The sequence below is a fragment of the Chitinolyticbacter albus genome, assembly GCF_024437655.1.
Taxonomy (GTDB): domain Bacteria; phylum Pseudomonadota; class Gammaproteobacteria; order Burkholderiales; family Chitinibacteraceae; genus Chitinolyticbacter; species Chitinolyticbacter albus.
On record NZ_JANBVF010000005.1, the window covers coordinates 50,610 to 75,813 of the forward strand.

At 63.5% G+C, this 25,204-nt stretch carries 22 protein-coding genes and 3 tRNA genes; 16 read left to right on the forward strand and 9 right to left on the reverse strand.

Features of this window, described 5'->3' with window-relative positions:
- Nucleotides 1-25 precede the first annotated feature (25 nt).
- Nucleotides 26-805 carry a glycosyltransferase family 2 protein gene (locus NLI84_RS04305; protein WP_255988408.1) on the reverse strand — a complete coding sequence of 260 codons (780 nt, stop codon included), beginning with the start codon at nucleotides 803-805 and terminating at the stop codon, nucleotides 26-28.
- Nucleotides 806-885: 80 nt separating this feature from the next.
- Between NLI84_RS04305 and NLI84_RS04310 the strand changes: the two genes are divergently transcribed.
- Genes NLI84_RS04310 through NLI84_RS04320 form a run of 3 tightly spaced genes read left to right on the forward strand, consistent with a single transcriptional unit; the run spans nucleotide 886 to nucleotide 4,095 of the window.
- Nucleotides 886-1,890: an NAD-dependent epimerase/dehydratase family protein gene (locus NLI84_RS04310; protein WP_255988409.1), complete on the forward strand. Its 1,005-nt coding sequence runs from the start codon at nucleotides 886-888 to the stop codon at nucleotides 1,888-1,890.
- Entirely contained in the window at nucleotides 1,883-2,965 is a 1,083-nt protein-coding gene (gene rfaQ / locus NLI84_RS04315) for a putative lipopolysaccharide heptosyltransferase III (protein ID WP_255988410.1), read from the forward strand. Before NLI84_RS04310 ends, rfaQ begins: the two co-directional genes overlap by 8 nt.
- Nucleotides 2,962-4,095: a glycosyltransferase family 4 protein gene (locus NLI84_RS04320; RefSeq protein ID WP_255988412.1), complete on the forward strand. Its 1,134-nt coding sequence runs from the start codon at nucleotides 2,962-2,964 to the stop codon at nucleotides 4,093-4,095. Before rfaQ ends, NLI84_RS04320 begins: the two co-directional genes overlap by 4 nt.
- Here NLI84_RS04320 and NLI84_RS04325 read toward each other — a convergent pair.
- On the reverse strand, nucleotides 4,086-5,216 hold the full coding sequence (locus tag NLI84_RS04325) for a glycosyltransferase family 4 protein (RefSeq protein ID WP_255988413.1): 1,131 nt from the start codon (nucleotides 5,214-5,216) through the stop codon (nucleotides 4,086-4,088). The two genes, NLI84_RS04320 and NLI84_RS04325, sit on opposite strands and share 10 nt — an antisense overlap.
- A 143-nt stretch (nucleotides 5,217-5,359) precedes the next feature.
- Between NLI84_RS04325 and NLI84_RS04330 the strand changes: the two genes are divergently transcribed.
- From NLI84_RS04330 to NLI84_RS04355, 6 genes are all read left to right on the forward strand, one after another.
- Nucleotides 5,360-6,628, forward strand: a complete 1,269-nt coding sequence (locus tag NLI84_RS04330; protein ID WP_255988415.1) for an O-antigen ligase family protein — start codon at nucleotides 5,360-5,362, stop codon at nucleotides 6,626-6,628.
- Nucleotides 6,629-6,666: 38 nt separating this feature from the next.
- Entirely contained in the window at nucleotides 6,667-7,665 is a 999-nt protein-coding gene (locus NLI84_RS04335; protein WP_255988417.1) for a glycosyltransferase, read from the forward strand.
- Complete coding sequence (locus NLI84_RS04340; protein WP_255988418.1) at nucleotides 7,662-8,639, forward strand: glycosyltransferase; 978 nt, start codon at nucleotides 7,662-7,664, stop codon at nucleotides 8,637-8,639. Before NLI84_RS04335 ends, NLI84_RS04340 begins: the two co-directional genes overlap by 4 nt.
- Nucleotides 8,640-8,717: 78 nt before the next feature.
- The gene (gene metX / locus NLI84_RS04345) at nucleotides 8,718-9,851 is read left to right on the forward strand and encodes a homoserine O-succinyltransferase MetX (RefSeq protein ID WP_255988419.1); all 1,134 of its coding nucleotides are present in this window, start codon (nucleotides 8,718-8,720) and stop codon (nucleotides 9,849-9,851) included.
- The gene (metW, locus tag NLI84_RS04350; RefSeq protein WP_255988420.1) at nucleotides 9,848-10,441 is read left to right on the forward strand and encodes a methionine biosynthesis protein MetW; all 594 of its coding nucleotides are present in this window, start codon (nucleotides 9,848-9,850) and stop codon (nucleotides 10,439-10,441) included. The genes metX and metW overlap by 4 nt, the downstream gene beginning before the upstream one ends.
- A gap of 132 nt (nucleotides 10,442-10,573) precedes the next feature.
- On the forward strand, nucleotides 10,574-11,545 hold the full coding sequence (locus tag NLI84_RS04355) for a Gfo/Idh/MocA family protein (protein WP_255988422.1): 972 nt from the start codon (nucleotides 10,574-10,576) through the stop codon (nucleotides 11,543-11,545).
- 4 nt (nucleotides 11,546-11,549) lie between these two features.
- Here the strand turns inward: NLI84_RS04355 and NLI84_RS04360 are convergent, their stop codons facing one another.
- From NLI84_RS04360 to NLI84_RS04370, 3 genes are all read right to left on the reverse strand, one after another.
- The gene (locus NLI84_RS04360) at nucleotides 11,550-12,047 is read right to left on the reverse strand and encodes a M48 family metallopeptidase (RefSeq protein WP_255988423.1); all 498 of its coding nucleotides are present in this window, start codon (nucleotides 12,045-12,047) and stop codon (nucleotides 11,550-11,552) included.
- Between the two features lie 49 nt (nucleotides 12,048-12,096).
- Nucleotides 12,097-12,172, reverse strand: a tRNA-Lys gene (locus NLI84_RS04365).
- Nucleotides 12,173-12,240: 68 nt separating this feature from the next.
- A tRNA-Lys gene (locus tag NLI84_RS04370) sits at nucleotides 12,241-12,316 on the reverse strand.
- 153 nt (nucleotides 12,317-12,469) lie between these two features.
- Here NLI84_RS04370 and gloA point away from each other — a divergent pair.
- The 3 genes from gloA (at nucleotide 12,470) to NLI84_RS04385 (ending at nucleotide 16,960) form a co-directional block, all read left to right on the forward strand.
- The gene (gloA, locus tag NLI84_RS04375; protein ID WP_255988425.1) at nucleotides 12,470-12,859 is read left to right on the forward strand and encodes a lactoylglutathione lyase; all 390 of its coding nucleotides are present in this window, start codon (nucleotides 12,470-12,472) and stop codon (nucleotides 12,857-12,859) included.
- 42 nt (nucleotides 12,860-12,901) lie between these two features.
- On the forward strand, nucleotides 12,902-14,302 hold the full coding sequence (locus NLI84_RS04380; protein WP_255988426.1) for a sodium:proton antiporter: 1,401 nt from the start codon (nucleotides 12,902-12,904) through the stop codon (nucleotides 14,300-14,302).
- A gap of 255 nt (nucleotides 14,303-14,557) precedes the next feature.
- The gene (locus NLI84_RS04385; RefSeq protein WP_255988427.1) at nucleotides 14,558-16,960 is read left to right on the forward strand and encodes a phosphoketolase family protein; all 2,403 of its coding nucleotides are present in this window, start codon (nucleotides 14,558-14,560) and stop codon (nucleotides 16,958-16,960) included.
- 125 nt (nucleotides 16,961-17,085) lie between these two features.
- On the opposite strand, the gene NLI84_RS04390 is transcribed toward NLI84_RS04385, so the two are convergent.
- On the reverse strand, nucleotides 17,086-18,303 hold the full coding sequence (locus NLI84_RS04390) for a multifunctional CCA addition/repair protein (protein ID WP_255988428.1): 1,218 nt from the start codon (nucleotides 18,301-18,303) through the stop codon (nucleotides 17,086-17,088).
- A 101-nt stretch (nucleotides 18,304-18,404) separates the two neighbouring features.
- Between NLI84_RS04390 and cysK the strand changes: the two genes are divergently transcribed.
- Entirely contained in the window at nucleotides 18,405-19,337 is a 933-nt protein-coding gene (cysK, locus tag NLI84_RS04395) for a cysteine synthase A (protein WP_255988429.1), read from the forward strand.
- A 44-nt stretch (nucleotides 19,338-19,381) separates the two neighbouring features.
- Here cysK and NLI84_RS04400 read toward each other — a convergent pair whose 3' ends face one another.
- On the reverse strand, nucleotides 19,382-19,735 hold the full coding sequence (locus NLI84_RS04400) for a VOC family protein (RefSeq protein ID WP_255988431.1): 354 nt from the start codon (nucleotides 19,733-19,735) through the stop codon (nucleotides 19,382-19,384).
- A gap of 190 nt (nucleotides 19,736-19,925) precedes the next feature.
- Between NLI84_RS04400 and NLI84_RS04405 the strand changes: the two genes are divergently transcribed.
- The gene (locus NLI84_RS04405) at nucleotides 19,926-20,336 is read left to right on the forward strand and encodes a VOC family protein (RefSeq protein WP_255988432.1); all 411 of its coding nucleotides are present in this window, start codon (nucleotides 19,926-19,928) and stop codon (nucleotides 20,334-20,336) included.
- 57 nt (nucleotides 20,337-20,393) lie between these two features.
- Here NLI84_RS04405 and NLI84_RS04410 read toward each other — a convergent pair.
- Nucleotides 20,394-20,469, reverse strand: a tRNA-Ala gene (locus NLI84_RS04410).
- A 329-nt stretch (nucleotides 20,470-20,798) separates the two neighbouring features.
- Between NLI84_RS04410 and NLI84_RS04415 the strand changes: the two genes are divergently transcribed.
- Together NLI84_RS04415 and groL are read left to right on the forward strand one after the other, a co-directional pair.
- The gene (locus tag NLI84_RS04415) at nucleotides 20,799-21,089 is read left to right on the forward strand and encodes a co-chaperone GroES (protein WP_255988434.1); all 291 of its coding nucleotides are present in this window, start codon (nucleotides 20,799-20,801) and stop codon (nucleotides 21,087-21,089) included.
- Nucleotides 21,090-21,269: 180 nt separating this feature from the next.
- Complete coding sequence (gene groL, locus NLI84_RS04420) at nucleotides 21,270-22,910, forward strand: chaperonin GroEL (RefSeq protein ID WP_255988437.1); 1,641 nt, start codon at nucleotides 21,270-21,272, stop codon at nucleotides 22,908-22,910.
- Between the two features lie 97 nt (nucleotides 22,911-23,007).
- On the opposite strand, the gene NLI84_RS04425 is transcribed toward groL, so the two are convergent.
- Nucleotides 23,008-25,194: a YgiQ family radical SAM protein gene (locus NLI84_RS04425; protein ID WP_255988439.1), complete on the reverse strand. Its 2,187-nt coding sequence runs from the start codon at nucleotides 25,192-25,194 to the stop codon at nucleotides 23,008-23,010.
- Between the last annotated feature and the right edge of the window lie 10 nt (nucleotides 25,195-25,204).

The window sequence follows — 25,204 nt, forward strand, 5'->3', positions numbered from 1 at the left end:
TGCGCCTTCGGGGGCCGACTCGGCCTCAGGCATCCGTTCTGCGGCGCTGCGCCTCGTTGCGGGCCAGCAACGCCAGTTTGAGGAAACGGTAGTACACCGTCTCGGCGTTGAAGATTGCGACCTGCAAGCCGGCGGCGCCGTCGAGAAAACCGAGCTTGAAAACGTAGGTACGCACGAAAGCCCATAGCCCGCGTGTCAGTGCCTTGCTCACGCTGGCGGTCTCGCCCTTGGCATGGCGCTGCGCTGCACCGGCGCTGGAATAGGCATCGAGCTTGCGTTGCACGTCCTCGTAGTTTTCGTACGAGTAGTGCTGCAGCAGGCCGTCGAGCCGCCCCGGCTGCCCCGTAAACACCAGCCGCTCGTGCACCAGCTCGTCCGAGTAGCGCGCCGCGCCCTTGCGGAACAGCCGGGGTATCCAGTCCGGAAACCAGCCCGAATGGCGCATCCAATGTCCGCAGAACGACGAGAGCCGGTTCAGCATCCAGACCTCGTGCGCGTTCGAGCGGATCGCTTGCAGGATGGAGGCCGCCAGTTCGGGCGAAACCACTTCGTCGGCATCGATCACCAGCACCCAGTCGGTCGCGAGCAGGTCAATGGCGCGGTTCTTCTGCAGGCCGAAGCCGGGCCAATCGGGGGTCTGCTCGATACGCGCGCCGTGCGCGCGGGCGATATCCAGCGTAGCGTCGCTGCTACCCGAATCGAGCACCACCACCGCGTCGGCAAAAGCGAGGGCGGACAGGCACTGCGCAAGGCGCGTTTCGGCGTTCTTGGTGATCAGGGCCACGCCCAGGGTGGGTGCTTGCATCGGAAAGGGGGGCACGGGAAAACGGCTATAATCGGCCATCTTGCCCGGCCATCACAAGCCGTTTACACCGAGCCCACCCCATGAACATCCTCGTTACCGGCGCCGCCGGCTTCATCGGCATGCACCTTTCCGAGCGCTTGATTGCGCTCGGCCATACCGTGCATGGCATCGACAGCCTCAACAGCTATTACGACCCGGCGCTCAAGCAAGCCCGCCTTGCCCGCCTCACGGGCCTGCCTGGTTTTTCCTTCGCGCAGCGCGATGTGGCCGATCCGGCGACGATGGAGCTGATCCGCGACGGCGGCTTCGACGTGGTGGTGCATCTGGCGGCGCAGGCTGGTGTGCGCTATTCGATCGATGCGCCGCTGGCCTACAACGCGGCCAATCTCAGCGGCTTCACCCATGTGCTCGAAGGCTGTCGCCACGGCAAGGTGGGCCATCTGATCTTCGCCAGCTCATCGAGCGTGTACGGCGGCAACCGCAAGCTGCCTTTCCAGGAAACCGATGCCACCGAGCACCCGGTCAGCTTCTACGCGGCGACCAAGAAGGCCAACGAGGCGATGGCGCACAGCTACGCGCATCTCTATGGCCTGCCAGTGACGGGCCTGCGCTTCTTCACCGTCTACGGCCCGTGGGGCCGGCCGGACATGGCGTACTACAAGTTCGCGCAGAAAATCATGGCCGGTGAATCGATCGACGTTTACAACCATGGCCACATGCGGCGCGACTTCACCTACATCGACGAAATCATCGCCGGTATCGTTGGTCTCCTCGACAAGCCGGCGCGGCCTGATCCCGCATTCGACGTGCTGGCGCCACGAAACGGCAGCAGCTGGGCGCCGTACCGCATCCTCAATATCGGCGGCAGCAACCCGGCACAATTGTCCGAATTCATTGCGCTGCTCGAAAAGCACCTGGGCCGCGAGGCCGACAAGCGATATCTGCCGATGCAGGCGGGGGACGTCGAGGAAACCGCGGCCGATACCTCGGCACTGGAGTCCGTTGTCGGCCCCATCCCGCGCACCCGGCTGGACGAAGGCCTGGCGCGCTTCGTCGCATGGTTCAAGGATTACCACGGTGTCTGACACGCCGCAGTTCAAGCGGGCGCTCGTCATCAAGCTGCGCCATCACGGCGATGTGCTGCTGACGAGCCCGGTGTTCACCGTGCTGGCGCAGGCCTGCCCGGGCATCGAGATTGATGCCTTGGTCTACGACGAAACCCGCGACATGCTGCAAGGCCACCCCGCGATTGCACAACTGCATACGGTGGGCCGCAAATGGCGCGGCAGCTGGCTCGGCGGCATCAAGGCGTGGTGGCGCTTGTTCAGCACGCTGCGCCGCCGCGACTACGACCTGATTGTGAACCTGACCGACCACTGGCATGGCGCGCGGTTGGCGCGGCTGCTGCGGCCCCGCGTCTCGGTTGCGCCGCAGGCCGAGAAAGGCAGTGCGTTCAGCAACAAACTGTGGCAGCGCTCGTTCACCGCCTTGTATCCGGAGCTATCGAAGAATACCCGGCACACTGTCGAGATCCACCTTGATGCCTTGCGTCGGATCGGTATCCAGCCGCGAGTCGAAGACAAGCGCACGCTGTATGTCGCGGGCGAAGCGGCCGAAGCGGCCGTGGCCGAGCGGCTGGCGGCGCTGGGGGTAAGTCGCGGCAGCTACGTGCTGGTCCACCCCACGTCGCGCTGGATGTTCAAGGCCTGGCCCGTGGCCTACACCGCACAGGTGATCGACGAACTGGTGCGGCGCGGCTGGCCCGTCGTGCTGTCGGCAGCGCCCTCGGACGAGGAGATGGCCTGGATTGCCCAATTGCGCGAGGCGTTGACGCAACCGGTGCACGATCTGGCCGGCCAGCTCAATCTCAAGCAGCTCGGTGCGCTAATCGCCGGAGCGCGCCTATACGTTGGCGTCGACTCGATGCCCATGCACCTGGCCAGCGCAGTGGGTACGCCGACCGTGGCACTGTTCGGCCCCACGGGCGATATCAAGTGGGCGCCCTGGGGAGTGGCTCATCGCGTGGTCACGGCGGATTTTTCGTGCCGCCCGTGCGGCAAGGCCGGCTGCGGCGATGGCCGCGTCAGCGACTGCATCAACGCGATCACGCCGGGGCAGGTCATGGCGGCAATCGACGCCGTACTGGCGGAATCGGCATGACGCGGCTCGCCATCGTCCGGCAGAAATACAACCCGCACGGTGGCGCCGAGCGCTTCGTCTCGCGTACGCTGAACACGCTGGTCGACGCGGGCGAGCTCGACGTGACACTGATTGCGCGCGAGTGGCAGGACGCTGGAAACTGGGACACACGGGTGCTGAACCCGCGCTACCTCACCCGTCGCGGCCGGGATGCGGGCTTTGCCGCAGCCGCGGCCGCGTGCTTTGGTGAGTTCGATCTGGTGCAAAGCCACGAGCGCATACCCGGCGCCGCGATCTACCGCGCGGGCGATGGCGTACACGCCACTTGGCTGGAGCAGCTCGACCGCACCCAGGGGCCGCTGGCGCGCGCGGCGCGCCGTTTCAGCCCGTATCATCGCTATGTGCTGGACGCCGAGGCGCGCATGTTCCGGGATCCACGGCTCAAGCGCGTGATCTGCAATGCCCGTCAGGTGCGTGACGATATCGCCACCCGCTTCGGCCTGCCCGATGAAACGCTGACCGTGATCTACAACGGCGTCGACACGGGGGTTTTCCATCCGGATGTCGCCGGTTGCCGTGCCGAACAGCGCGTGCAATGGGCGCTGCCGCCCGATGCGCCGGTGCTGGCCTACGTGGGCTCCGGTTTCGAGCGCAAGGGCGTGGCAACGGCGCTTTCCTCCATCGTGCCGTATCCCGAGGTGCACCTGATCGTTGCCGGGCACGACAAGCACGCGACGCAATATCGGCGCCAGGCAGAGGCGCTTGGTCTGGCATCGCGGGTGCGCTTTCTAGGTGCAGTGGCCGACGTGAAACGCGTCTATGGCGCCGCCGACGCGCTGATCCTGCCCACGCTGTACGACCCGTTTCCCAATGTCTGCGTCGAAGCCCTGGCTTGCGGATTGCCGTTGTTCACCAGCGCCCGTTGCGGCGCGGCCGAGTGGCTCACCGAGGGCCAGAACGGCTGGGTGCGTGATGCGCTCGATATCGATGGCTATGCGAGCGCAATCGGCAGCTGGTTGGCGCGCCGCGCCGACTGGGACGCGCTACGGCTGCTGGCGCGCCTTACCGCGGAGCCGTACACTCTCTCGCACATGGCCGAGCAATTGCAGGCGCTCTATGCCGGCCTGCTTGCAGACATTGCTCAGCGCTGAGCGCGGCGGCCGGCTACGTCGCGGAAGATGCGCTCCATGCTGTCCAGCATGTGCGTCCGGGTGAAATGCGCCAACAGGTGACGATGGCCGTCCACGGCCAACCGTTGCCGCAAAGCCTCGTCGCGATACAGCCGCTCGATGGCGCTCGCCAGCGCAGCTGGATCGCGTTGTGGCACCAAGAGGCCGCTCACGTCGTCGATGATGGCATCGCCCGTGCCGCCGGCATCGGTGGCGATTGTGGCGACCTCGCAAGCGAGCGCCTGCATCACGCCTTGCGGCAATCCTTCCAGGTCGTGCGACGGGCTCAGCGCGATGTCGAAGGCGGGGAACCAGTCCTGTGGCGCGGCCTGATGGCCGGCAAACAGCACCCGTTCGGTCAGGCCCAGTTCAGCCACCCGGGTGGCGATGGCCTCGCGATGCGTGCCTTCGCCGACGATGGCCAGATGGAGCTGCGGGATATCCAGCCGGGCCATCGCCTGCAGCAACACCTCATGCCCCTTGTTGGGCCGCAGGTGCGATACCACGCCCAGCCAGAAGGCGTCCGGCGCCAGGCCCAGCTGCTGGCGCGCGGCAAGCCGGTCGCCCGGGATGAAGCGATCAGTATCGACGCCGCTCGGAACGGAAGAGCTGTGCTTGAGCGGCACGCCGATGGCGACGAGCTGATGCCGCAGTGCTTCGCCGGTGGTCACCACGTGTGCATGGGCCGTGCCCATCAGCCAGCGTGTGGCCGCATTGTCGCGTGGCGCGCCGGATGCATGCCGGGTGCGCACCAGCGGCGGCGGATTGCGGATGGCCAGACTGGCCAGTGCCATCAACCAACTGTCGGCCGAGTTGTGGGTATTGATGACGTCGACCTGCGGTGCGTTGGCGTGCAACCATCGCCAGCTTTTGAGCAATGTCGCCGGATTCTTGCGCCCCAGCGGCAGGGCCATCGTCGCTAGCCCGGCATTGCTAGCTAGCGTATAAAGCGGAACGTCGGCAGGGCACAGTATGGTCGTACGGTGTCCACGCTGCGCGAGTCCCAACGCTTCGTTGACGATGCGCATGGGCTGGCCGCCACGCCCGCCGTTGGCTTCGGTGTGGACGATATGCAGCGGGCGTTGTGATTTATTGGTATTCATGTGAACTGGATATGAAAAATTTGCGAGCAATCCTGTCATTGCAGGGCAATAAGCTTAACAGAGCACTGGCCGCGATCCTGAGCTTTGCGCTCTTGGTGCTTTGCCTGATCTGGCTGCTCCGCGACCCGGTCTTCCATCGCAACTTGCCGATCTACCTCAGCGTGATCAGCTGCGGACTGCTCGCGTTTACGCTGCGGCTGAGGCCATTGCAGCAGCGCTCGCCGCTGGAGCGCGCGCTGATCTGGGGCCTGATACTGATCGCTGCCGTAGCACTGGCCACGGGATTCATCGTCGCCCCTGATCCGCACACCCATTTCAGCTATTGGAACAGCCGCCTGTTGCGACCCATATTGCTGTTCGGCGTAGGCTATCTGCTGTACGACGTGCTCAAGCCCAGTTGCCCATGGTTGACGCCACAACGCTTGCTGAGCGCCGTTGTCGTGGCTTTGATGGCCATTGTCGTGTTCCACCTTGGTTTCAGCGCCCACTACTACGTCCAGCACGGCGCTTTGCCATGGCAGACAACCGAAGGCGTCTATAACCGCGCCCGGGCGAGCTACTACATCAACATGCTCGCCGCCATACTGCTGGCCGAAGTCGTCGGGCGGCTGGGATTGAAACAGCGCATGCTGGCGCTGCCAAGCAGCGTGCTGGCTTTATTCATCGCCGCCTGTTGCGCGGTCACCATCCTGATTTCGACGCGCTGGGGTACGCTGGGGCTCCTGGGGATGAGCGCACTGTGCAGCCTGTGGCTGCTCGCCCGCTATGCCCGTTCAGCCGTTTTCCGTGTGGCGGCCTTGCTGGTGCTGCTGGGTATCGGCGCCGCCCTGGGCTACGGCTCATATCGGATCGATCACGCGCGCTGGGCGCCGGTACTGGAAGAGGCAAAAGCAGGCTGGAATAGCCCGACCGATACCTTCTGCTTCAACTTTGCCCAAGGCCGCGTTCCGCTCAACGCCGCCGGCGTCCCCTACAGCCACTCCAACTATTGCCGTGCCAGTCTCCTGCACCAAAGTACCATGGTGCTGGCCGACAACCCGCTGGGCGGTGGCATGGGCAAGCGCACGTACAATGCCTTGCTCGAACGGAAATACCAGCAGCACTTTGCCGTGCCGCATAGCCACCATGGCTTTATCGAGTTTGGCCTGCAGACTGGCTGGTCGGGTCTCGCGCTCTGGCTGGCCTGGTTGGTCGCCGTTGCCGTCTATGGCTGGCAACTCTATCGCCGGCAAGCGAGCGCGCTGGGCTTTATGATCCTGCTGTTCACCTTCAGCTTCGTTACTCGATCGCTGGTCGACAACATCATCGTCGACCCGCATCTGGAGCAGTATCTGTTCCTGTTCGGACTGCTGCTGGGGCTGGCACGTCACGCGACGCCGCCACCGTCCGCGCCAACGGCGCAGGTATCATAGGCGCCCGTCAACCCAAGACCCGACAGGAGAGCGTAGCGATGAAGGCGCCCCAGCTCAGCATCGTCGCCGCCGTCTACAACAACGCCGGTTTTATCGCGCAGTTCTTCGAATGCCTGCTCGCGCAGCAACTCGATGACTACGAGCTGATCCTGGTCGACGACGGCTCGAGCGACGATACGCTCGCGGTGATCGAAGCCTGGCGCGACCGTTTTGCCGCGCTTACCGTCATCAGCCAGCCCAACCAGGGTGTGTCGGTCGCGCGCAACACGGGCCTTGCCGCCGCGCGTGGCGAGTACGTAGCGTTTCCCGACACCGACGACGTATTCCGGCCTGGCATGTACCGCACGCTGCTCGAGATGGCAGCCCGTGGCGATCTTGATGTTGCGACCTGCAACGGCGTCTATGTCTACGACGATGGCCGGCCGTCGCGCCCCATCTTCCCGCACGATCGGCTGCAGGCCACAGGCGTGATCGGCGGTCCGGAGTGGCTGCAGCGCGGTCTCGCATCGCAGAAATTCCTGCACGTGACCTGGCTCAATATCTACCGGCGCTCGCTGCTGGTCGAGCAGGCTCTGCAGTTCGAGCCTGGGCTGCACCACCAGGACATCGTCTGGACCACGGCGTTGCTGCTTGCCGCGAAGCGCGTGCAGTACACCGATGCCGAGTTCTACGAATACCTGATCCACTCAGCTTCGGTATCGCACCAGCCCGGCACCAACGCGCGCCGGATGAAGAGCGCGCGCAACTACATGCGCATCCTTGAATTGCTCGATGGCATCAACGCTCGGCACGCCGATACGGTGCAGCACCTGCCCGAATGTCGCTGGCAGATCGCCAAGGAAGGTCTGGGCATCCTGCACTCGATCAACAACATCGATGACATGGATCAGCGCGGCGAGATTGTCGACGAGCTCTTCTCGCGTGGCATCTGGGCACTGATCTGGCGCAACGCCACCGGACTCAAGCAACATTGGCGGCTGGCGCGGCGTTACGCCGGCCTGCGCCGCGCGCTGCGCCATCACCGGGAACGAGCATGAGCCCCATCCGTTTGCACGCCGTGGCCCGGCAAAGTTATATCGATCAGCATTTCGCCGATTTCGCCGAGCTGCTCGCGGCGCGTGCCCGGCCGGATGATATTCCGCAGCGCTTCAGCATCGGTGGCCGTAGCGGCTGGACCTTCCAGACGCTGGCCACGCTCAACGACCTCTACCACGACGAGTTCAAGTTCAGCGTCGGCGCGACCTGCCGTGCGGATGCGATCAACTTGATGCACAACGACGACTTCGGCTCGCGCGTCAAGCCATGGCGCGGGCTGACCGTGGTCTGCCGCGCTGATCGCCCGCCGGTGTTGGGTGCCGACTATGTGGTCGAACAGAACGCCGAAGCCGAGGCCGAAGGGCGCCTCTTCATGCCGTACTGGCCGCAACCGGGCCTGCAGCCGCGCGAGCGCACCGGCGACGAGCTTGCCACGGTAGCCTATTTCGGCCGGATGGACAGCTTTCCCGACGAGCTGGCTTCGGATGCCTTCAAGGCGCGCCTGGCAGCGCATAGCATCACACTGCGTATCTCGACCGACAACTGGACCGATTATCGCGACGTGGACGTGGCACTGAGCTTTCGCCGCAGCCACGACCACAAGTTGCAGCGCAAACCGGCCAGCAAGCTCGTCAATGCCTGGCTTGCCGGCGTAGTGATGGTGTGCGACGACGAGCCGTCGTTTCGCGCCATCCGCCAAGGCGACCTCGACTACCTAATCGCACGCGATGCCGACGAGCTGGTGGACAAGCTCGCCGCGCTCAAGGCCGACCCGCTGCGCTTTCGCACCATGATCGAGCACGGCCGGGATCGGGTGCTGGCGTACAACCGCGAGGCGGTGGCACGGCGCTGGCGCGATCTGTTTGCCCGGATCTGGGCCGAGCACGAAGGCGGCATTGGCCTCTCGGGCCAGCTGCTGCGCGCAGCGCGCTTCTCGGCCGGCAAGCTCGCCCACCCCTTTACCCGCCGTATGTAACGCCACTCCGCCACGGCGCAAGCCTGGCCGCTGTGGCATCATCCTGGCTTGACCGTTACACCTGTCGGAACGCTGTTCATGACCCGATCCGTCGGCCTCGTCACCGCCCAGAAGGCGGTATTCGATACCCCCATCACGCTGTCCTCCGGCGCCACGCTGCCGCGCTACGAGCTCGTCTACGAGACCTACGGCACGCTGAACGCCGACAAGTCCAACGCTATCCTGATCTGCCATGCGCTGTCGGGTAACCATCATGTCGCCGGGCGCTACACCGAGAGCGACAAGGTCGCCGGTTGGTGGGACAACATGATAGGCCCGGGCAAGCCCATCGATACCGATCGCTTCTTCGTCATCGGGCTCAACAACCTGGGGGGCTGTCATGGCTCGACCGGGCCGTCTAGCATCGATCCGGAAACGGGCAAGCCCTATGGTTCGACCTTTCCGCTGGTGCTGGTGCGCGACTGGGTGGAGACGCAAGCGCGGCTGGCGGACCTACTCGGCATCCACCAATTCGCCGCCATCATCGGCGGCAGCCTCGGTGGCATGCAGGCGCTGCGCTGGACCATCAGTCATCCGAAACGGGTACGCCACGCGCTGGTGATCGCGTCGGCGCCCAAGCTCACCGCGCAGAACATCGCCTTCAACGATGTCGCCCGCCAGGCCATCCTGACCGACCCCGATTTCTATGGCGGCGATTTCTACCAGCACGATACGCTGCCGCGCCGCGGCCTGCGGTTGGCGCGCATGCTGGGCCATATCACCTATCTGTCCGACGACGGCATGGGCGAGAAATTCGGTCGGCTGCTGCGCTCGGGTGAATACAAGTACGGCTTCGATGTGGAGTTCGAGATCGAGTCCTACCTGCGCTATCAGGGCGACAAGTTTTCCGATTATTTCGACGCCAACACTTATCTGCTGATGACCAAGGCGCTCGATTACTTCGACCCGGCGCGGCATTACGACGGCGATCTGGTGAAGGCGCTGGCTGAGGTAGAGGCCAAGTTTCTGGTGGTGTCTTTCACCAGCGACTGGCGCTTCTCGCCGGCGCGCTCGCGCGAGATCGTCAAGGCACTGCTCGACGCGAAGAAGCAGGTGAGCTACGCCGAGATCGACTCCAAGCATGGTCACGACGCCTTCCTGATGGAAGACGAGCCCTACCACGCCATCATGCGCGCCTATCTCAACAACATCGCGCGCGAGGTGCACGCATGAACGCGACCACCCTACGTCCCGATCTGCGCCATATCGCCGACTGGATCACGCCGGGCGCATCGGTGCTCGATCTGGGTTGCGGCGATGGCGCGTTGCTGGCCTGGCTCGCCGCCAATAAGGATTGCCGTGGCTATGGCGTCGAGATCGACGTGGCCAGCGTCACCGCCTGCGTCGAGCGCGGCGTGAACGTGATCCAGAGCGATATGGAAGCGGGGTTGTCGACGTTCGAGGACAAGGCCTTCAATTTCGTCGTGCTCTCGCTCACTTTGCAGGCCATGCACAATATCGAGGGCATACTCACCGAAATGCTGCGCGTCGGCCGCACCGGCATCGTCACCTTCCCCAACTTCGGCTACTGGGAAAACCGCTGGCAGCTGCTGCTCGGGCGCATGCCGGTGTCCGAGACCATCCCCTACGAGTGGTACAACACGCCCAACATCCACTTGTGCACGGTGTACGACTTCGAACGGCTGCTGAAGAAGCTCGGCATGTGGTCGACCGGGCGCGTGGTGCTGCACCAGGGAGAGAGGGTCGAGTTTCTACCCAATCTGCTGGGCAGCCTCGCGCTGGAGCGCTTCGAGCGCGCCTGATTCCACCGCGCGAGAAAAAAAGGGCCGCCCTCGGGCGGCCTTGTCGTATCCGGCGCCTACATCCGGTGCATGCCTGATGGCGTGCGCCATCACGCGCCATGACAATCGCGCATCGCAAACGGGAGAGGGTGCATGCAGACGATACGATACGGCGTGATCGGCACCGGCGGCATCGCCCGCCGTTTCGCCCAGGGGCTGTCCTGTGTGCCCGGCGCCAAGCTGGTTACGGTGTGGAATCGTGGCGCGGGCAAAGCGCAGGCCTTCGCCGCAGACTTCGACGCCACGGCTTGCGACAGTGTCGAGGCCCTGCTCGCCAGTGATATCGACGCCGTCTATATCGGCACACCGCACACCAGCCATGCGCCGTACAGTATCGCCGCCATGCGGGCCGGTCACGCCGTGCTGTGTGAGAAGCCAGCTGCGGTGTCGCTGGCCGAGCTGGAAACGGTGCTGGCGGTGGCGCGCGAAACCGGTTGTCTGTTCATGGAGGCGATGAAGCCGCCGTTCTACCCGCTGTTCCGAAAGCTCGACGAACATCTGGCGCGCGACCCCATTGGCGCCATCCGCTACGTGCGCGCCGGTTTCGCCAACCCCAACGTACCGGCCGGGCATGCGCTATTCGATCCGGCCATGGCCGGCGGCAGCCTGCTCGACATCGGCATCTACGGCGCCTTCCTTGCCACCCATTACCTGGGCGCCGTGCGCGAGGCGCACACGCTGGGGCGGTTATCGGAGGGCGGCGTCGACCTGTTTGCTGCAGTGAATGCACAGCACGAGTACGGCGTGTCGCAGCTCTATTGCGGCATGGATGTCTCGGGCGTGGGCGACGCGATGCTGGCGGGCGAAGCCGGCCACGTACTGATCCACGAAAAGTGGTGGAGCCCGTTGCGCGCGACCATCGCTTACACCGATGGCCGCCGGGTCGAGATCGACGCGCCTGCGGTTGGCAGCGGTCTCAACTATGAAACCGCGCACTTTTGCGAGCTGCTGCGTGCCGGCGAGACACAGAGCCCCTTGCTCAGCCACGCCCAAAGCCGCGCGATGATAGGCTTGCTCGACGCGGCCCGAGCCGGGCTTGGCCTCGTCTATCCGTTCGAGCACTGATGCCTCAGCCGTTGGCGTGCTCCTGCCAGGTAAGCCACACCCGCAGATCGAACTCCAGCTGGTGGTAATCGGGCTCCATATGGCAGCACAGCTGGTAGAAGGCCTTGTTGTGATCCTTCTCCTTCAGGTGCGCGAGCTCGTGCGCGACGATCATTGCGAGGAACTCGGGCGGTAGCGCGCGAAACATCGCGGCGATGCGGATCTCGTTCTTGCACTTGAGCTTGCCGCCCTGCACCCGGCTGGCGAAGGTGCTGCTGCCGAGCGTGCCACCGACCAGATCCAGCTGGTTGTCGTACAGCACCTTGGAAGGCGGCGGCGTATTGCGCAGGAAACGCTGCTTGCGGCTCAGCACGTAGTCGTAGAGCGCGGCATCCGATTGCACCGGATTGGCATTCGGATAGCGTTGCTGCAGCCAGGCGCCGAGCCGGCCTTCATCGAGCAGCGTGGTGACGCGCTCGACGAGGTGGGGCGGGTAGGCGGCAAGATATCGGTGCTTGGACATGGCGGCGCTGGATGGCAAAAAGCCCAGCCTTGCGGCTGGGCTTCGTGTCTGGTGGGTCGTGCGGGACTCGAACCTGCGACCAACGGATTAAAAGTCCGCTGCTCTACCAACTGAGCTAACGACCCGTGCAAGGACCGGGATCCTGGCAACGGTACTACTAATGAAAAACCGGCTTGTGGCCGGTTTCTCGTATTGGTGGGTTGTCACAGGCTCGAACTGTGGACCTACGGATTAAGAGTCCGCTGCTCTACCAACTGAGCTAACAACCCGAAGAGGGCCGAATAGTAGCCCGGCCTTCCGGGGGTGTCAACACCCGTTCGCAATTTTGTTTCCGGCGCTCGTGGCGCACCCGGATTGGCCGATCGGCATGGCAAGCGCAGCGGGTTAAACTCACGCTTTGTTCTGCACTCAGGGGGTTGGCCATGCGCATTCTGCATACCATGCTGCGAGTCGGCGATCTGGATCGTTCGCTCGCGTTCTATACCGACGTGCTGGGCATGCGGCTGCTGCGGCGCAAGGATTACCCGGAAGGCCGGTTCACGCTGGCCTTCGTCGGCTATGGTGAGGAGTCGGATACCGCAGTGCTGGAGCTGACCCATAACTGGGATACCGACAAGTATGAGTTGGGCAATGCTTATGGCCATATCGCGCTGGAAGTGCAGGATGCCTACGCGACCTGCGATGCGGTGCGCGCCAAGGGCGGCCGTGTCACGCGCGAGGCGGGGCCGATGAAGCACGGCACGACGGTGATTGCCTTCGTCGAGGATCCGGATGGCTACAAGATCGAATTCATCCAGCGCGGCACGCAATAGGCCGCTGCCACTCGCTCGACTTTCCCTGCACAAGGCCCCCGCATGCAAAAACTGATCCCGCTGTTGCTCGGAGTGGTTCCAGCGTTCGGTCACGCCGCGGGGCTCGATGGCAGCGAGCTCTCGCTACTGTGGGCGCTGCCCTTTGCCGGCATCCTGTTGTCGATCGCCCTGTTTCCGTTGTTGGCGCCGCATTTCTGGCACGCGCATTTCGGCAAGGTGGCGGCGTTCTGGGCGGCGGCCTTCCTGATCCCGTGCGCCATTGCCTTCGGGCCTGGTATCGCGGGCGGCGTGTTGGCACACGCACTGATCGAGGAATTCATTCCCTTCATCATCCTGCTGTTCGCGCTCTATACGATATCGGGCGGCATCCTGGTGTGGGGCAACCTGCACGGCTCGCCCGCGCTCAACACCGGCATACTGGCGCTGGGTTCGCTGCTGGCGTCCGTCATGGGTACGACCGGCGCCGCCATGTTGCTGATCCGTCCGCTACTCAAGGCCAACGACAACCGCAGGCATAATGCGCACGTGGTGGTGTTCTTCATCTTCCTGGTCGCTAATATCGGCGGCGGGCTCACACCCATAGGCGATCCGCCGTTGTTCCTGGGGTTTCTCAAGGGCGTGAGTTTCTTCTGGACGCTGGAGCACATGCTGCTGCCGGTGCTGCTCTGTGTGGCGCTATTGCTGGCATTGTTCTATGCCATTGATCGCCACTACTTCAGCACGGATGGCGTACTGCCGGTGGACCAGACGCCGGATAGCGGCGGCATCAAGCTCTATGGCACGTTCAACTTCGCATTGGTGGCCGGTGTGGTGGCGGCGGTGGTGATGTCCGGCGTGTGGAAGTCAGGTATCGAGTTCGAGTTCGCCGGTGCGTCGCTGTCGCTGCAGGATCTGGTACGCGATGTAGTGCTGATCGCGCTGGCGCTGGTGTCGCTCAAGTTCACGCCCAGGCCGGTACGGGCCGGCAACGATTTCAACTGGTTTCCGATGCAGGAGGTGGGCAAGCTGTTCGCCGCCATCTTCATCGTGATGGCTCCGGCCATCGCCATTCTGCGTGCCGGGGAGGCCGGGCAGCTGGCGCCGCTGGTGCGCACGGTGTTCGATGCGGACGGGGCGCCGCGCGACTTCATGTTCTTCTGGATGACGGGCGCGCTGTCGGCCTTTCTCGACAATGCACCGACCTATCTGGTGTTCTTCAACCTGGCGCACGGCGATGCGGCGCACCTGATGACCGATATGGCGAGTACCTTGCTGGCGATTTCGGCAGGCGCGGTGTTCATGGGCGCGATGAGCTACATCGGCAACGCGCCCAACTTCATGGTCAAGGCGGTGGCCGAAGACCGTGGCGTGAAGATGCCGAGCTTCTTCGGCTACATGGCCTGGTCGGTCGTGATCCTGTTGCCGCTGTTTGTGATCGTCACGCTGGTGTTCTTCCACGTGTGACGTGGCAGGTGTCGTTCGATCCCGCAAGCCCGGCTCACGCCGGGCTTTCTCTTTTCTTGTTGGCGGCAACATGGCTGGCCAGTTGCGAACTTGCTTCACGCTTGAATATCGGCTTTAGTGATTACTCACATCGAGCCTGTTGCACCTACCGGGCTTTGACCTGTATCAGTTCGCTGAAATGGGAGCGGCATAAACTGCAACGCAACGAGGCGGCCTAACCCGTCCACTCATCACAAACTGCTAACGAGGTGTACCGTGGCTAAGAAAGTGCTGAACAAAGACTTGTTGGAGAAAATGCATAGGTACTGGATGGCGGCCAATTATCTGTCCGTCGGCCAGATCTATTTGCTGAATAATCCGATGCTGCGTGAGCCGCTCAAGCGCGAACATGTGAAGCCGCGTCTGTTGGGCCACTGGGGCACCACGCCGGGCCTGAATTTCATCTACGTCCACGCGAACCGGCTGATCAAGGAGCGCGAGCTCAACATGATCTACATTGCCGGCCCCGGTCACGGCGGTCCGGGCCTCGTTGCCAATACCTGGCTGGAAGGCAGCTACGAAGAGTTCTATCCGAGCATCGACCGCACCGAAGCGGGCATGCAGCGCCTGTTCAAGCAGTTCTCCTTCCCGCGTGGCATCCCTTCACACGTCGCGCCGGAAACCCCGGGCTCGATGCACGAGGGCGGTGAGCTGGGCTACGCGCTGTCGCATGCCTTCGGCGCCGCTTTCGACAATCCGGATCAAGTGGTACTCGCCGTGGTCGGCGATGGCGAGGCCGAAACCGGGCCCCTGGCCACCAGCTGGCACTCGAACAAATACCTGCATCCGGTGAACGATGGCTTCGTCATTCCCATCCTGCACCTGAACGGCTACAAGATCGCCAACCCGACGCTGTTGGCGCGCCTGTCCAAGGATGAAGTCACCAAGCTGTTCGAGGGCTACGGCTACAAGCCGCACTTTGTCGAGCTGAAGAAGGAAACCTTCAACGACAAGCCCGAATCGTTCAACGACATCCACCTGGAAATGGGCACCACGCTCGATGCGGTGATGGATGAACTCACCGCCATCCGTACCAAGGCCAAGGCTGAGCTCGCCGCCGGCAAGCCCATCGTGCGCCCCGCATGGCCGATGATCGTGCTGCGCACGCCCAAGGGCTGGACCGGTCCGAAGGAAATCAAGGGCCTCAAGGTCGAGGACTACTGGCGCAGCCACCAGGTGCCGTTCTCCGATATGGACAAGGAGAACGTCAAGAACCTGGAACAGTGGATGAAAAGCTACGAGCCGGAAAAGCTGTTCGACAAGAATGGCGTATTCCGTACCGAACTGGCCGAGATCGCGCCGACCGGTATCAGGCGTATGGGTTCCAACCCGGTGGTGCATGGTCAGGCCAGCAAGGATCTGCGCATGCCGGACTTCCGCAAGTACGAGGTGAAGTTCGCCAAGCCGGGTACCGAGAACGCCGAAGCCACCCGCGAGATGGGTAAGTTCCTGCGCGATGTAATGAAGGACAACGAAGCCGAGCAGAACTTCCGCATCTTCGGCCCGGATGAGACCGCATCCAACCGCTGGGCCAATGTGTTCGAAGTGTCGGGCAAGACCTGGTTCGCCGACTACTTCAAGGAAGACAAGGCCAACGATCACCTGGCGCAGGATGGCCGCGTGATGGAAATCCTGTCCGAGCACACCTGCCAGGGCTGGCTCGAGGCCTATAACCTTACCGGCCGCCACGGCTTCTTCAGCTGCTATGAGGCGTTCATTCACGTGATCGACTCGATGTTCAACCAGCACGCCAAGTGGTTGAAGACCACCAAGCACATCAACTGGCGCAAGCCGTTGCCGTCGCTCAACTACCTGCTGACCAGCCACGTCTGGCGCCAGGATCACAACGGCTTCTCGCACCAGGATCCGGGCTTCATCGACCACGTGGTGAACAAGAAGGCCGAGGTGATCCGTGTCTATCTGCCGCCAGATGCCAACACCCTGCTGTCCGTCACCGATCACTGCCTGCGCTCGCGCCACTATGTGAACGTGGTCGTGGCCGGCAAGCAGCCCGCGCTGCAGTACCTGACCATGGATCAGGCGATCAAGCACTGCACCACGGGTGTGGGGATCTGGGACTGGGCATCCAACGATCAGGATGGCGAGCCGGACGTGGTGATGGCCTGCGCCGGTGAAATCCCGACCATGGAGGCACTGGCCGCCACCGACTTGCTGCGCCAGCACTTCCCGGACCTGAAGATCCGCTTCGTCAACGTGGTCGATCTGATGACGCTGCAGCCGGAAGAAGAGCACCCGCACGGCCTGTCCGATCGTGAGTTCGATTCGATCTTTACCAACGACAAGCCGATCATGTTCGCCTTCCACGGCTACCCGTGGCTGATCCACCGCATGACGTATCGTCGCAATGGTCACAACAACATCCACGCCCGTGGCTACATCGAGGAAGGTTCGACCTCGACGCCGTTCGACATGGTGGTGGTCAACCAGCTTGACCGCTACAACCTGGCCATCGACGTGATCGATCGCGTGCCCAAGCTCGCCAAGCTCGGTGCCCACGTGCGGCAGAAGTTCGTCGACAAGCTGGTCGAGCACGAGCAATACATCGCCGAAATCGGCGACGATATGCCGGAAGTGAAGAACTGGAAGTGGCCGTACTGATTTTCCAAGCTTTATCTTGTATTGAGCCCGCCGCATGGCGGGCTTTTTTCTTGCCGTTCGCTGCAACGACCCTGTTTCGCATTGCGGCAGAAGAGCCCGCATTGGCGGGCTCGCCCGGCACCGGTTTACTGTGGCGCGGCCATGGCGGTTGCAATCGCTACGCGACGTGCATCGGCAACGCGCAGCGGAATCTGTGCCTTGTCGGTGCACTGGCTGGCGACGGCGCCGGCGTCGACCGCACGCGCCGCGGCCAGCAACCGGCGCAGGTGATCGACCTGCGGATAGTCGCTGTGCTCGAAACCGGTACGTCCGCGCGCGTCGGCGAGGCAGGCATCGAGAAACTGGTCGAAACGCTCGGGCTTGCGCAGCGCATCGCCGCGCTGGAACAGTTCCAGCACCGTGTTCGGCTTGAGTTCGAGCGCGCGGTGCACCAGCAGGTGCTCGCGGCAAGTGAGGATGGCCAGATCGCGACAATCGGCCGGTGCGCGTAGCCGCTGCGACAGCGCTTCGACCAGCGGCACGCCGGCCGCCTCGTGGCCGATATGGCGCGGCAGCACGTCGGCGGGCGTCACGGCCTTGCCCAGGTCATGGCACAGCGCGGCGTAGCGCGTCGCCAACGGCCAGCCCTGGCGTGCGGCGTAGTCGAGCACCAGCATCACGTGTACGCCGGTATCGACTTCCGGGTGGTAGTCGGCGCGTTGCGGCACGCCCCATAGTGCGTCGACCTCGGGCGCGATACGTGCCAGCGCGCCGCACTCGCGCAGCACGGCGAACATGCGGCTCGGTTGCTGTTCCATCAGCCCCTTGGCCATTTCCTGCCACACCCGCTCGGGCACCAGGTGATCGACCTCACCCTCGGCGACCATCTGCCGCATCAGCTCCAAGGTCTCGGGCGCAACGTCGAAACCGAAACGCGCGGCAAAGCGTGCCAGCCGCAGCACACGCACCGGGTCCTCGGTAAAGGCCGGTGACACGTGGCGCAGCAGGCGGGCGGTGACGTCGGTCTGGCCGTCGTAGGGGTCGATCACATTGCCCGCGTCGTCCTCCGCCATGGCGTTGATGGTCAGGTCGCGCCGCGCCAGGTCTTCTTCCAGCGTTACCTGCGGGTCGGCGAACACGGTAAAGCCCTTGTAGCCGCGCCCGCTCTTGCGCTCGGTACGCGCCAGTGCGTATTCCTCGTGCGTCTTCGGATGCAAAAACACTGGGAAGTCCTTGCCGACCGGCTTGTAGCCCTGGCTTTCCATCTCGGCGGCGGTGGCGCCGACCACCACCCAGTCGGTGTCCTTCACCGGCAGGCCCAGCAGGCGGTCGCGCACGGCGCCGCCAACCTTGTAGATCTTCATGGCGTTTGCTTCTTAGCTGATGAGCAATCGATTTTAGCGAGCCGCGCGGGTGGCGCTACAATCTTTCTCATGCCGTCCAACCTCTACACGGAATTGCTGCCATGAAGATCGCCAACGATGTCACCGCCCTGATCGGCAACACGCCCCTCGTCAAGCTCAACCGGGTGACCGCTGGCTGCGGTGCCACCGTGGTCGCCAAGCTCGAATACATGAATCCCAGCCATTCGGTGAAAGACCGGATCGCAGTCAGCATGATCGACGCCGCCGAGGAAGCCGGCCTCATCAACGCCGACACCACCGTGGTCGAGCCGACCTCGGGCAACACCGGCATCGGGCTGGCCATGGTGTGTGCGGCGCGCGGCTACAAACTGGTGCTGACCATGCCGGAGACCATGTCCAAGGAGCGCCGTGCGCTGCTGCGCGGCTACGGCGCCGAGCTGGTATTGACGCCAGGGCCGGAAGGCATGGGCGGCGCGATCGCCCGGGCCAAGGCTATTGTCGAGAGCAATGCCAACCACTTCATGCCGCAGCAGTTCGAAAACCCGGCCAACCCGGAAATCCACCGCAAGACCACGGCGGAGGAGCTGTGGAACGACACCGATGGCCAGATCGATATCCTGATCTCGGGTGTCGGTACCGGCGGCACCATCACCGGCGTTGCCGAGGTGATCAAGGCGCGCAAGCCGTCGTTCCAGGCGATCGCCATCGAGCCCGATGCCAGCCCGGTGCTGTCGGGTGGTGCGAAGGGGCCGCACCCGATCCAGGGCATCGGTGCCGGCTTCATACCGGCGGTGCTCAACACCGACTCCTACGACGAAGTGATCCGCGTGAGCAATGACGACGCGTTTGCCACCGCCCGCGCGATGGCGACGCAGGAAGGCATTCTGTGCGGCATCTCGTCCGGCGCTGCCACCTGGGCCGCGCTGCAGGTGGCCCGCCGCCCGGAGAACGCCGGCAAGCTGATCGCAGTGATCATCCCTTCGTTTGGTGAGCGTTATCTCTCCACCAAGCTGTTCGAAGGGCTGGTGGATTGATCCGACGCCGATCTAGCGCAATGCCGGCTGAGGCCGGCTTTGCGCTAGATCGGCGACCAGACCGCCAGTTCGTTGCCGTTGGGGTCGGCAAAATGAAATCGGCGCCCGCCAGGGAACGAGAAAATGGGCTTCACGATGCGCCCGCCCGCTTCGGCTACGCGGTGCTCTGCATCCTCCAGTTCCTCGGTGTACAGCACCACCAGCGCGGCACCGTTCGCCGTGGTGCTGGCGGCATCGGCGCGGTAGAAGCCACCTGAGAGGCGCCCATCGCTGAACGCGCAGTAGTCGGGCCCGTAATCGGTGAACGTCCATCCAAATACCGTGTTGTAGAAATCCTCGATGGCGACGAGGTTACGCGCCGGCAGTTCGACATAATCGATCACGGAGTCATGGTTCATGGGTTGGGTTCCTCGTGGCGGTTCGATCACCAGCATAGACCGCGCGACGCCCAGACCCCTACGCCGGTCCCTTGGGTAGCGTCGTGCCGAAGCGGCCGTTCGGCGGGTGGGCACTGCGCCCGCATACTTTTTGCCTGATTGACTTGACCGCTTGCTACTCGAAGCCCCCTTCAACGCTCAGGAGTTCGCCATGTCCCGCAAGATCTTCGTCAACCTGCCCGTACGCGATCTGCCCCGCACCCAGGCCTTCTTCGCCGCGCTGGGATTCAGCTACAACCCGCAGTTCACCAACGAGCAGGCCGCCTGCATGGTGATCTCGGACGACATCTACGTCATGTTGCTGGCCGAGGATTTCTTCAAGACCTTCATCAGCAAGCCACTGGTCGACGCGCGTGAGGCGACCGAGGTGCTGGTCTGCCTGTCGTGCGACAGCCGCGCGGAAGTGGATAGCTTCGTGGCCAAGGCGCTGGCAGCCGGTGGCAAGATACCGCGCCCGCTGCAGGACGTCGGTTTCATGTACAGCCACGCTTTCGAAGATCTGGATGGCCATATCTGGGAGCTCGTGTACATGGACATGAGCCAGGCGCCACCGCAGTTCTAAGCGCCTGTTCACGATCGCTACACGGCCCTAAAAGGCGCAGCGGTGGGGCGTGGGGATTGGTGGACCGAAGGAGGATCGAACTCCCGACCTCCGCATTGCGAACGCGGCGCTCTCCCAGCTGAGCTATCGGCCCAAGACCCCGATCATGCTACGGGGTGTACGTGCTGATCTTAGCAAGCGATCTGCCGTGTAAAAAGTGCCGGCTATGCAGATCCGCTGCAGCGTTGCGCCAGCGCAAATTTCCTGTAGATGACCAAGTGCGCGGACGGGCGGATTTGCCAGCGTCAGCCGCAGGCGCGTACCGGCCGTGCGCCGTGTTTGGCAAATCGGCTCTTGAAAACGTCACGATGCGTCCATATTATTAGCACTCGTTAGCGATGAGTGCTAACCGTCAAATTGTTGCAAGTGCAACCATGGATAGTGCACCTGTTTCGCGTCATTTATTTCGCAGGAGTTTGAAAGATGGCAATTCGTCCCTTGCACGACCGCGTCGTGATCAAGCGTGTAGAAGCTGAAGAAAAGACCGCATCGGGCATCGTGCTGCCGGGTGCCGCGGCCGAAAAGCCGGATCTGGGCGAAGTCGTTGCGATCGGTACCGGCAAGCTGCTGGAAAACGGTTCGGTGCGCCCGCTCGCCGTCAAGGTGGGTGACAAGGTCATCCTCGGCAAGTACAGCGGCCAGACCGTGAAGATCAACGGTGAAGAGCTCACCGTGGTGCGCGAAGAAGATATCTTCGGCGTGCTCGAAGGCTGATTGCGCTTAGCCTTCAGGCCGATTGCTGCGTTGGCGTCGCTGCGTGTCTCCTCACCGTACTCATGTACGGCTGCGTCGATACTCGCTAGCCGCCTTGCACTCGACCTGAATGCCTCGCGCAATCCACTGGTCCCAGATCGTGGACCGGACCCCAGAATTCAATGATTTGGAGTAAATGAAATGGCTGCTAAAGAAGTCAAGTTCGGCGATTCCGCCCGTTCCAAGATGGTCAATGGCGTCAACATCCTGGCCGATGCGGTCAAGGTGACCCTGGGCCCCAAGGGCCGCAATGTGGTGCTGGAGCGCAGCTTTGGCGCCCCGACCATCACCAAGGACGGCGTGTCGGTCGCCAAGGAAATCGAACTGAAGGACAAGTTCGAGAACATGGGCGCGCAGCTGGTGAAGGAAGTCGCTTCCAAGACTTCCGACATCGCCGGTGACGGCACCACCACCGCCACCGTGCTGGCGCAAGGTATCGTCAACGAAGGCCTGAAGTACGTGGCCGCCGGTTTCAACCCGACCGACCTGAAGCGCGGTATCGACAAGGCCGTGATCGCCCTGGTTGCCGAGCTGAAGAAGATCGCCAAGCCGACCACCACCTCCAAGGAAATCGCCCAGGTCGGTTCGATTTCGGCCAACAGCGATGAAGCCGTGGGTGCCAAGATCGCCGAAGCGATGGACAAGGTTGGCAAGGAAGGCGTGATCACCATCGAAGACGGCACCGGTTTGGAAGACGAGCTCGACGTCGTTGAAGGTATGCAGTTCGACCGTGGCTACCTGAGCCCGTACTTCATCAACAATCCGGACAAGCAAATCGCCCTGCTGGATAACCCGTTCGTGCTGCTGTTCGACAAGAAGATCAGCAACATCCGTGATCTGCTGCCGGTTCTGGAGCAAGTGGCCAAGTCGGGCCGTCCGCTGCTCATCATCGCTGAAGACGTCGATGGCGAAGCGCTGGCTACCCTGGTGGTCAACAACATCCGTGGCATCCTGAAGACCGTCGCTGTCAAGGCTCCGGGCTTTGGCGATCGTCGCAAGGCCATGCTGGAAGACATCGCCATCCTGACTGGCGGCACCGTGATCGCCGAAGAAGTCGGCCTGACGCTGGAAAAGGCCACGCTGGATCTGCTTGGCCAAGCCAAGCGCATCGAAGTGGCCAAGGAAAACACCACCATAATCGATGGCAACGGCCAGGAAGAAACCATCAAGGGCCGCGTCGCGACCATCCGCCGCCAGATCGAAGAAGCGACCAGCGACTACGACAAGGAAAAGCTGCAAGAGCGCGTGGCCAAGCTGGCCGGCGGCGTGGCGGTGATCAAGGTCGGTGCCGCGACCGAAGTCGAAATGAAGGAAAAGAAGGCTCGCGTCGAAGATGCACTGCACGCTACCCGCGCCGCAGTCGAGGAAGGCATCGTGGCCGGCGGTGGCGTTGCCCTGCTGCGTGCCCGCGCCAACCTGGGTGAACTGAAGGGCTCCAACGCCGATCAGGACGCCGGTATCAAGATCGTGCTGAAGGCCATCGAAGCCCCGCTGCGCCAGATCGTGGCCAACGCCGGCGATGAGCCGAGCGTCGTGGTGAACAAGGTCGTCGAAGGCACTGGCAACTACGGCTACAACGCCGCAACCGGCGAGTACGGTGATCTGGTCGAGATCGGCGTGCTGGATCCGGCCAAGGTGACCCGCTCGGCGCTGCAACACGCAGCATCGGTTGCCGGCCTGCTGCTGACCACCGACGCGATGGTGGCCGAGCTGCCGAAGGACGACGCTCCGGCGATGCCGGGTGGTGGCGGCATGGGTGGCATGGGCGGCATGGATTTCTAAGCCTGCCCTGCGCTTAGCACCAAAACAAAACGCCACCTTCGGGTGGCGTTTTGTTTTGCAATCAAGCAGTACGCGGGCGGTCAGCCGACGATATGGATCAACGCCGCCCGCGTGGCTTGCCGGCAGCGGCTGCGCGACTTTTGCCAGCGGCAGGGCGTTTGCCGCTGCCCGGCTTGCTGCGTGCGGCCGGCATCGGCTTGCGCGCTGCCTGCCGGGGCGCCGCGACCGGCTTTTCGCCCGGTTGCTGTGGCGGGATCAGGTGGCTGGGGCTGTTGCCGATCAGGTCGGCGCGGCCCATGTCGACCAGTGCCTCGCGCAAAATGGGCCAGTTGACCGGGTCGTGATAGCGCAAAAAGGCCTTGTGGATCTTGCGGCTATGCGCATCGCGGATCACTTCGACCTTTTCCGAGCTGCGGGCAAGCTTGCGCAGTGGGTTGCGCCGCGTGTGCCACATGGTCGTGGCCATGGCCATCGGCGTCGGGGTGAAGGCCTGCACCTGGTCGGGCTTGAAGTTGTTCTTCTTCAGCCACAGCGCCAGGTTCAGCATGTCTTCCATCGTCGTGCCGGGGTGGGCGGCGATGAAGTAGGGGATCAGGTACTGCTGCTTGCCGGCCTGACGGCTGTAGTGCTCGAACATCTGCTTGAAGCGCTCGAAGCTGCCGATGCCCGGCTTCATCATCTTGGAGAGCGGGCCATCCTCGGTGTGTTCCGGTGCGATCTTTAGGTAGCCGCTCACGTGGTGCGTGACCAGCTCCTTCACGTATTCGGGTGATTCCACCGCGAGGTCGTACCTGAGGCCGGAGCCGATGGTGATCTTCTTCACGCCGGGAATGGCGCGCGCCTTGCGGTAGAGCTGGATCAGGCTGCTGTGGTCGGTATCGAGGTTCTCGCAGATGCCCGGGTACACGCACGACAGGCGCCGACAGGATTGCTCGATCTTCGGATCCTTGCACGCCAGCCGGTACATATTGGCGGTGGGGCCGCCCAGGTCCGAGATATGGCCCTTGAAGCCCTCGGTCTTGTCGCGGATGTCCTCGATTTCCTGGAGGATCGAGTCTTCCGATCGGCTCTGGATGATGCGGCCCTCGTGCTCGGTGATCGAGCAGAAGGTACAGCCGCCAAAGCAGCCGCGCATGATGTTGATCGAGAAGCGGATCATCTCCCAGGCCGGGATATGCGCCTTGCCGTAGCTGGGATGCGGATTGCGGGCGTACTGCAGGCCGTAGACGTAATCCATCTCCGGCGTGGTGAGCGGGATCGGTGGTGGGTTGAGCCACACATCGCGCTCGCCGTGCAGCTGCACCATGGCGCGTGCATTGCCCGGGTTGGCCTCCAGGTGCAGCGTGCGGCTGGCGTGGGCGTACAGCACCGGATCGTGCGCGACGGCCTCGTAGGCCGGCAGCCGGATCACCATCTTTTGCCGTTCGGCCTGTTTGGCGGCGAGGCGCTCGGCCTTGCTGATGATGCGGATGGGCTGCGCGCCTTCCGGCATTGCCGCCTTGGCGCTGGCCTGTTTCTCCTCTTCCATCGCGTAGGGATCGGAGTGCGGCTCGACGCGGCCGGGGGTATCGACGGTGGTCGAATCGAGCACAGCCCAGTCGCGCGCCGGCATCCAGCCGTGTGGTGTCATAAAGGCGGTGCCGCGCACGTCGCGGATGTCGCGCAGTTTCTCGCCGGCGGCGGCGCGGTTGGCTACCTCGACCAGCGCGCGTTCGGCATTGCCGAACAGCAGGATGTCGGCCTTGGCATAGACCAGCGCGGACTGGCGCACCTTGTCGCTCCAGTAGTCGTACTGGGCGATGCGGCGCAGGCTGGCCTCGATGCCACCAACCATGATCTGCACGCCGGGATACGCCTCGCGGCAGCGCTGCGAATAGATGGTCACCGCGCGGTCCGGCCGCCGTCCCGCCGCGCCGTCCGGTGTGTACGCGTCGTCCGAGCGCGGTTTGCGATCCGCCGTGTAGCGGTTGATCATCGAATCCATATTGCCGGCGGTGATGCCGAAAAAGAGGCGCGGGCGGCCCAGCGCCTTGTAGGGCTCGGCGCTGTCCCATTCCGGCTGCGCGATGATGCCGACGCGCAGGCCCTGTGCCTCCAGCAGGCGCCCGATCAGCGCCATGCCGAAGCTGGGGTGATCGATATAGCAGTCGCCCGAGATCAGGATGACGTCGCACTCGTCCCAGCCCAGCGCGGTCATCTCATCCAGGCTCATCGGCAGGAAGGGGGCGGGCTGGGCGCGCCGGGCGGGCGCGTAATCGTAGAGGGCGGTCGGAGCGGTATTCATGGCGGCATGA

Coding starts and splice junctions, on each gene's coding strand:
- NLI84_RS04305 (WP_255988408.1), bottom strand. CDS start 805: ATGCAAGCACCCACCCTGGGCGTGGCCCTGATCACCAAGAACGCCGAA.
- NLI84_RS04310 (WP_255988409.1), top strand. CDS start 886: ATGAACATCCTCGTTACCGGCGCCGCCGGCTTCATCGGCATGCACCTT.
- NLI84_RS04320 (WP_255988412.1), top strand. CDS start 2,962: ATGACGCGGCTCGCCATCGTCCGGCAGAAATACAACCCGCACGGTGGC.
- NLI84_RS04325 (WP_255988413.1), bottom strand. CDS start 5,216: ATGAATACCAATAAATCACAACGCCCGCTGCATATCGTCCACACCGAA.
- NLI84_RS04335 (WP_255988417.1), top strand. CDS start 6,667: ATGAAGGCGCCCCAGCTCAGCATCGTCGCCGCCGTCTACAACAACGCC.
- NLI84_RS04340 (WP_255988418.1), top strand. CDS start 7,662: ATGAGCCCCATCCGTTTGCACGCCGTGGCCCGGCAAAGTTATATCGAT.
- metX (WP_255988419.1), top strand. CDS start 8,718: ATGACCCGATCCGTCGGCCTCGTCACCGCCCAGAAGGCGGTATTCGAT.
- metW (WP_255988420.1), top strand. CDS start 9,848: ATGAACGCGACCACCCTACGTCCCGATCTGCGCCATATCGCCGACTGG.
- NLI84_RS04355 (WP_255988422.1), top strand. CDS start 10,574: ATGCAGACGATACGATACGGCGTGATCGGCACCGGCGGCATCGCCCGC.
- NLI84_RS04360 (WP_255988423.1), bottom strand. CDS start 12,047: ATGTCCAAGCACCGATATCTTGCCGCCTACCCGCCCCACCTCGTCGAG.
- gloA (WP_255988425.1), top strand. CDS start 12,470: ATGCGCATTCTGCATACCATGCTGCGAGTCGGCGATCTGGATCGTTCG.
- NLI84_RS04380 (WP_255988426.1), top strand. CDS start 12,902: ATGCAAAAACTGATCCCGCTGTTGCTCGGAGTGGTTCCAGCGTTCGGT.
- NLI84_RS04390 (WP_255988428.1), bottom strand. CDS start 18,303: ATGAAGATCTACAAGGTTGGCGGCGCCGTGCGCGACCGCCTGCTGGGC.
- cysK (WP_255988429.1), top strand. CDS start 18,405: ATGAAGATCGCCAACGATGTCACCGCCCTGATCGGCAACACGCCCCTC.
- NLI84_RS04400 (WP_255988431.1), bottom strand. CDS start 19,735: ATGAACCATGACTCCGTGATCGATTATGTCGAACTGCCGGCGCGTAAC.
- NLI84_RS04405 (WP_255988432.1), top strand. CDS start 19,926: ATGTCCCGCAAGATCTTCGTCAACCTGCCCGTACGCGATCTGCCCCGC.
- NLI84_RS04415 (WP_255988434.1), top strand. CDS start 20,799: ATGGCAATTCGTCCCTTGCACGACCGCGTCGTGATCAAGCGTGTAGAA.
- groL (WP_255988437.1), top strand. CDS start 21,270: ATGGCTGCTAAAGAAGTCAAGTTCGGCGATTCCGCCCGTTCCAAGATG.
- NLI84_RS04425 (WP_255988439.1), bottom strand. CDS start 25,194: ATGAATACCGCTCCGACCGCCCTCTACGATTACGCGCCCGCCCGGCGC.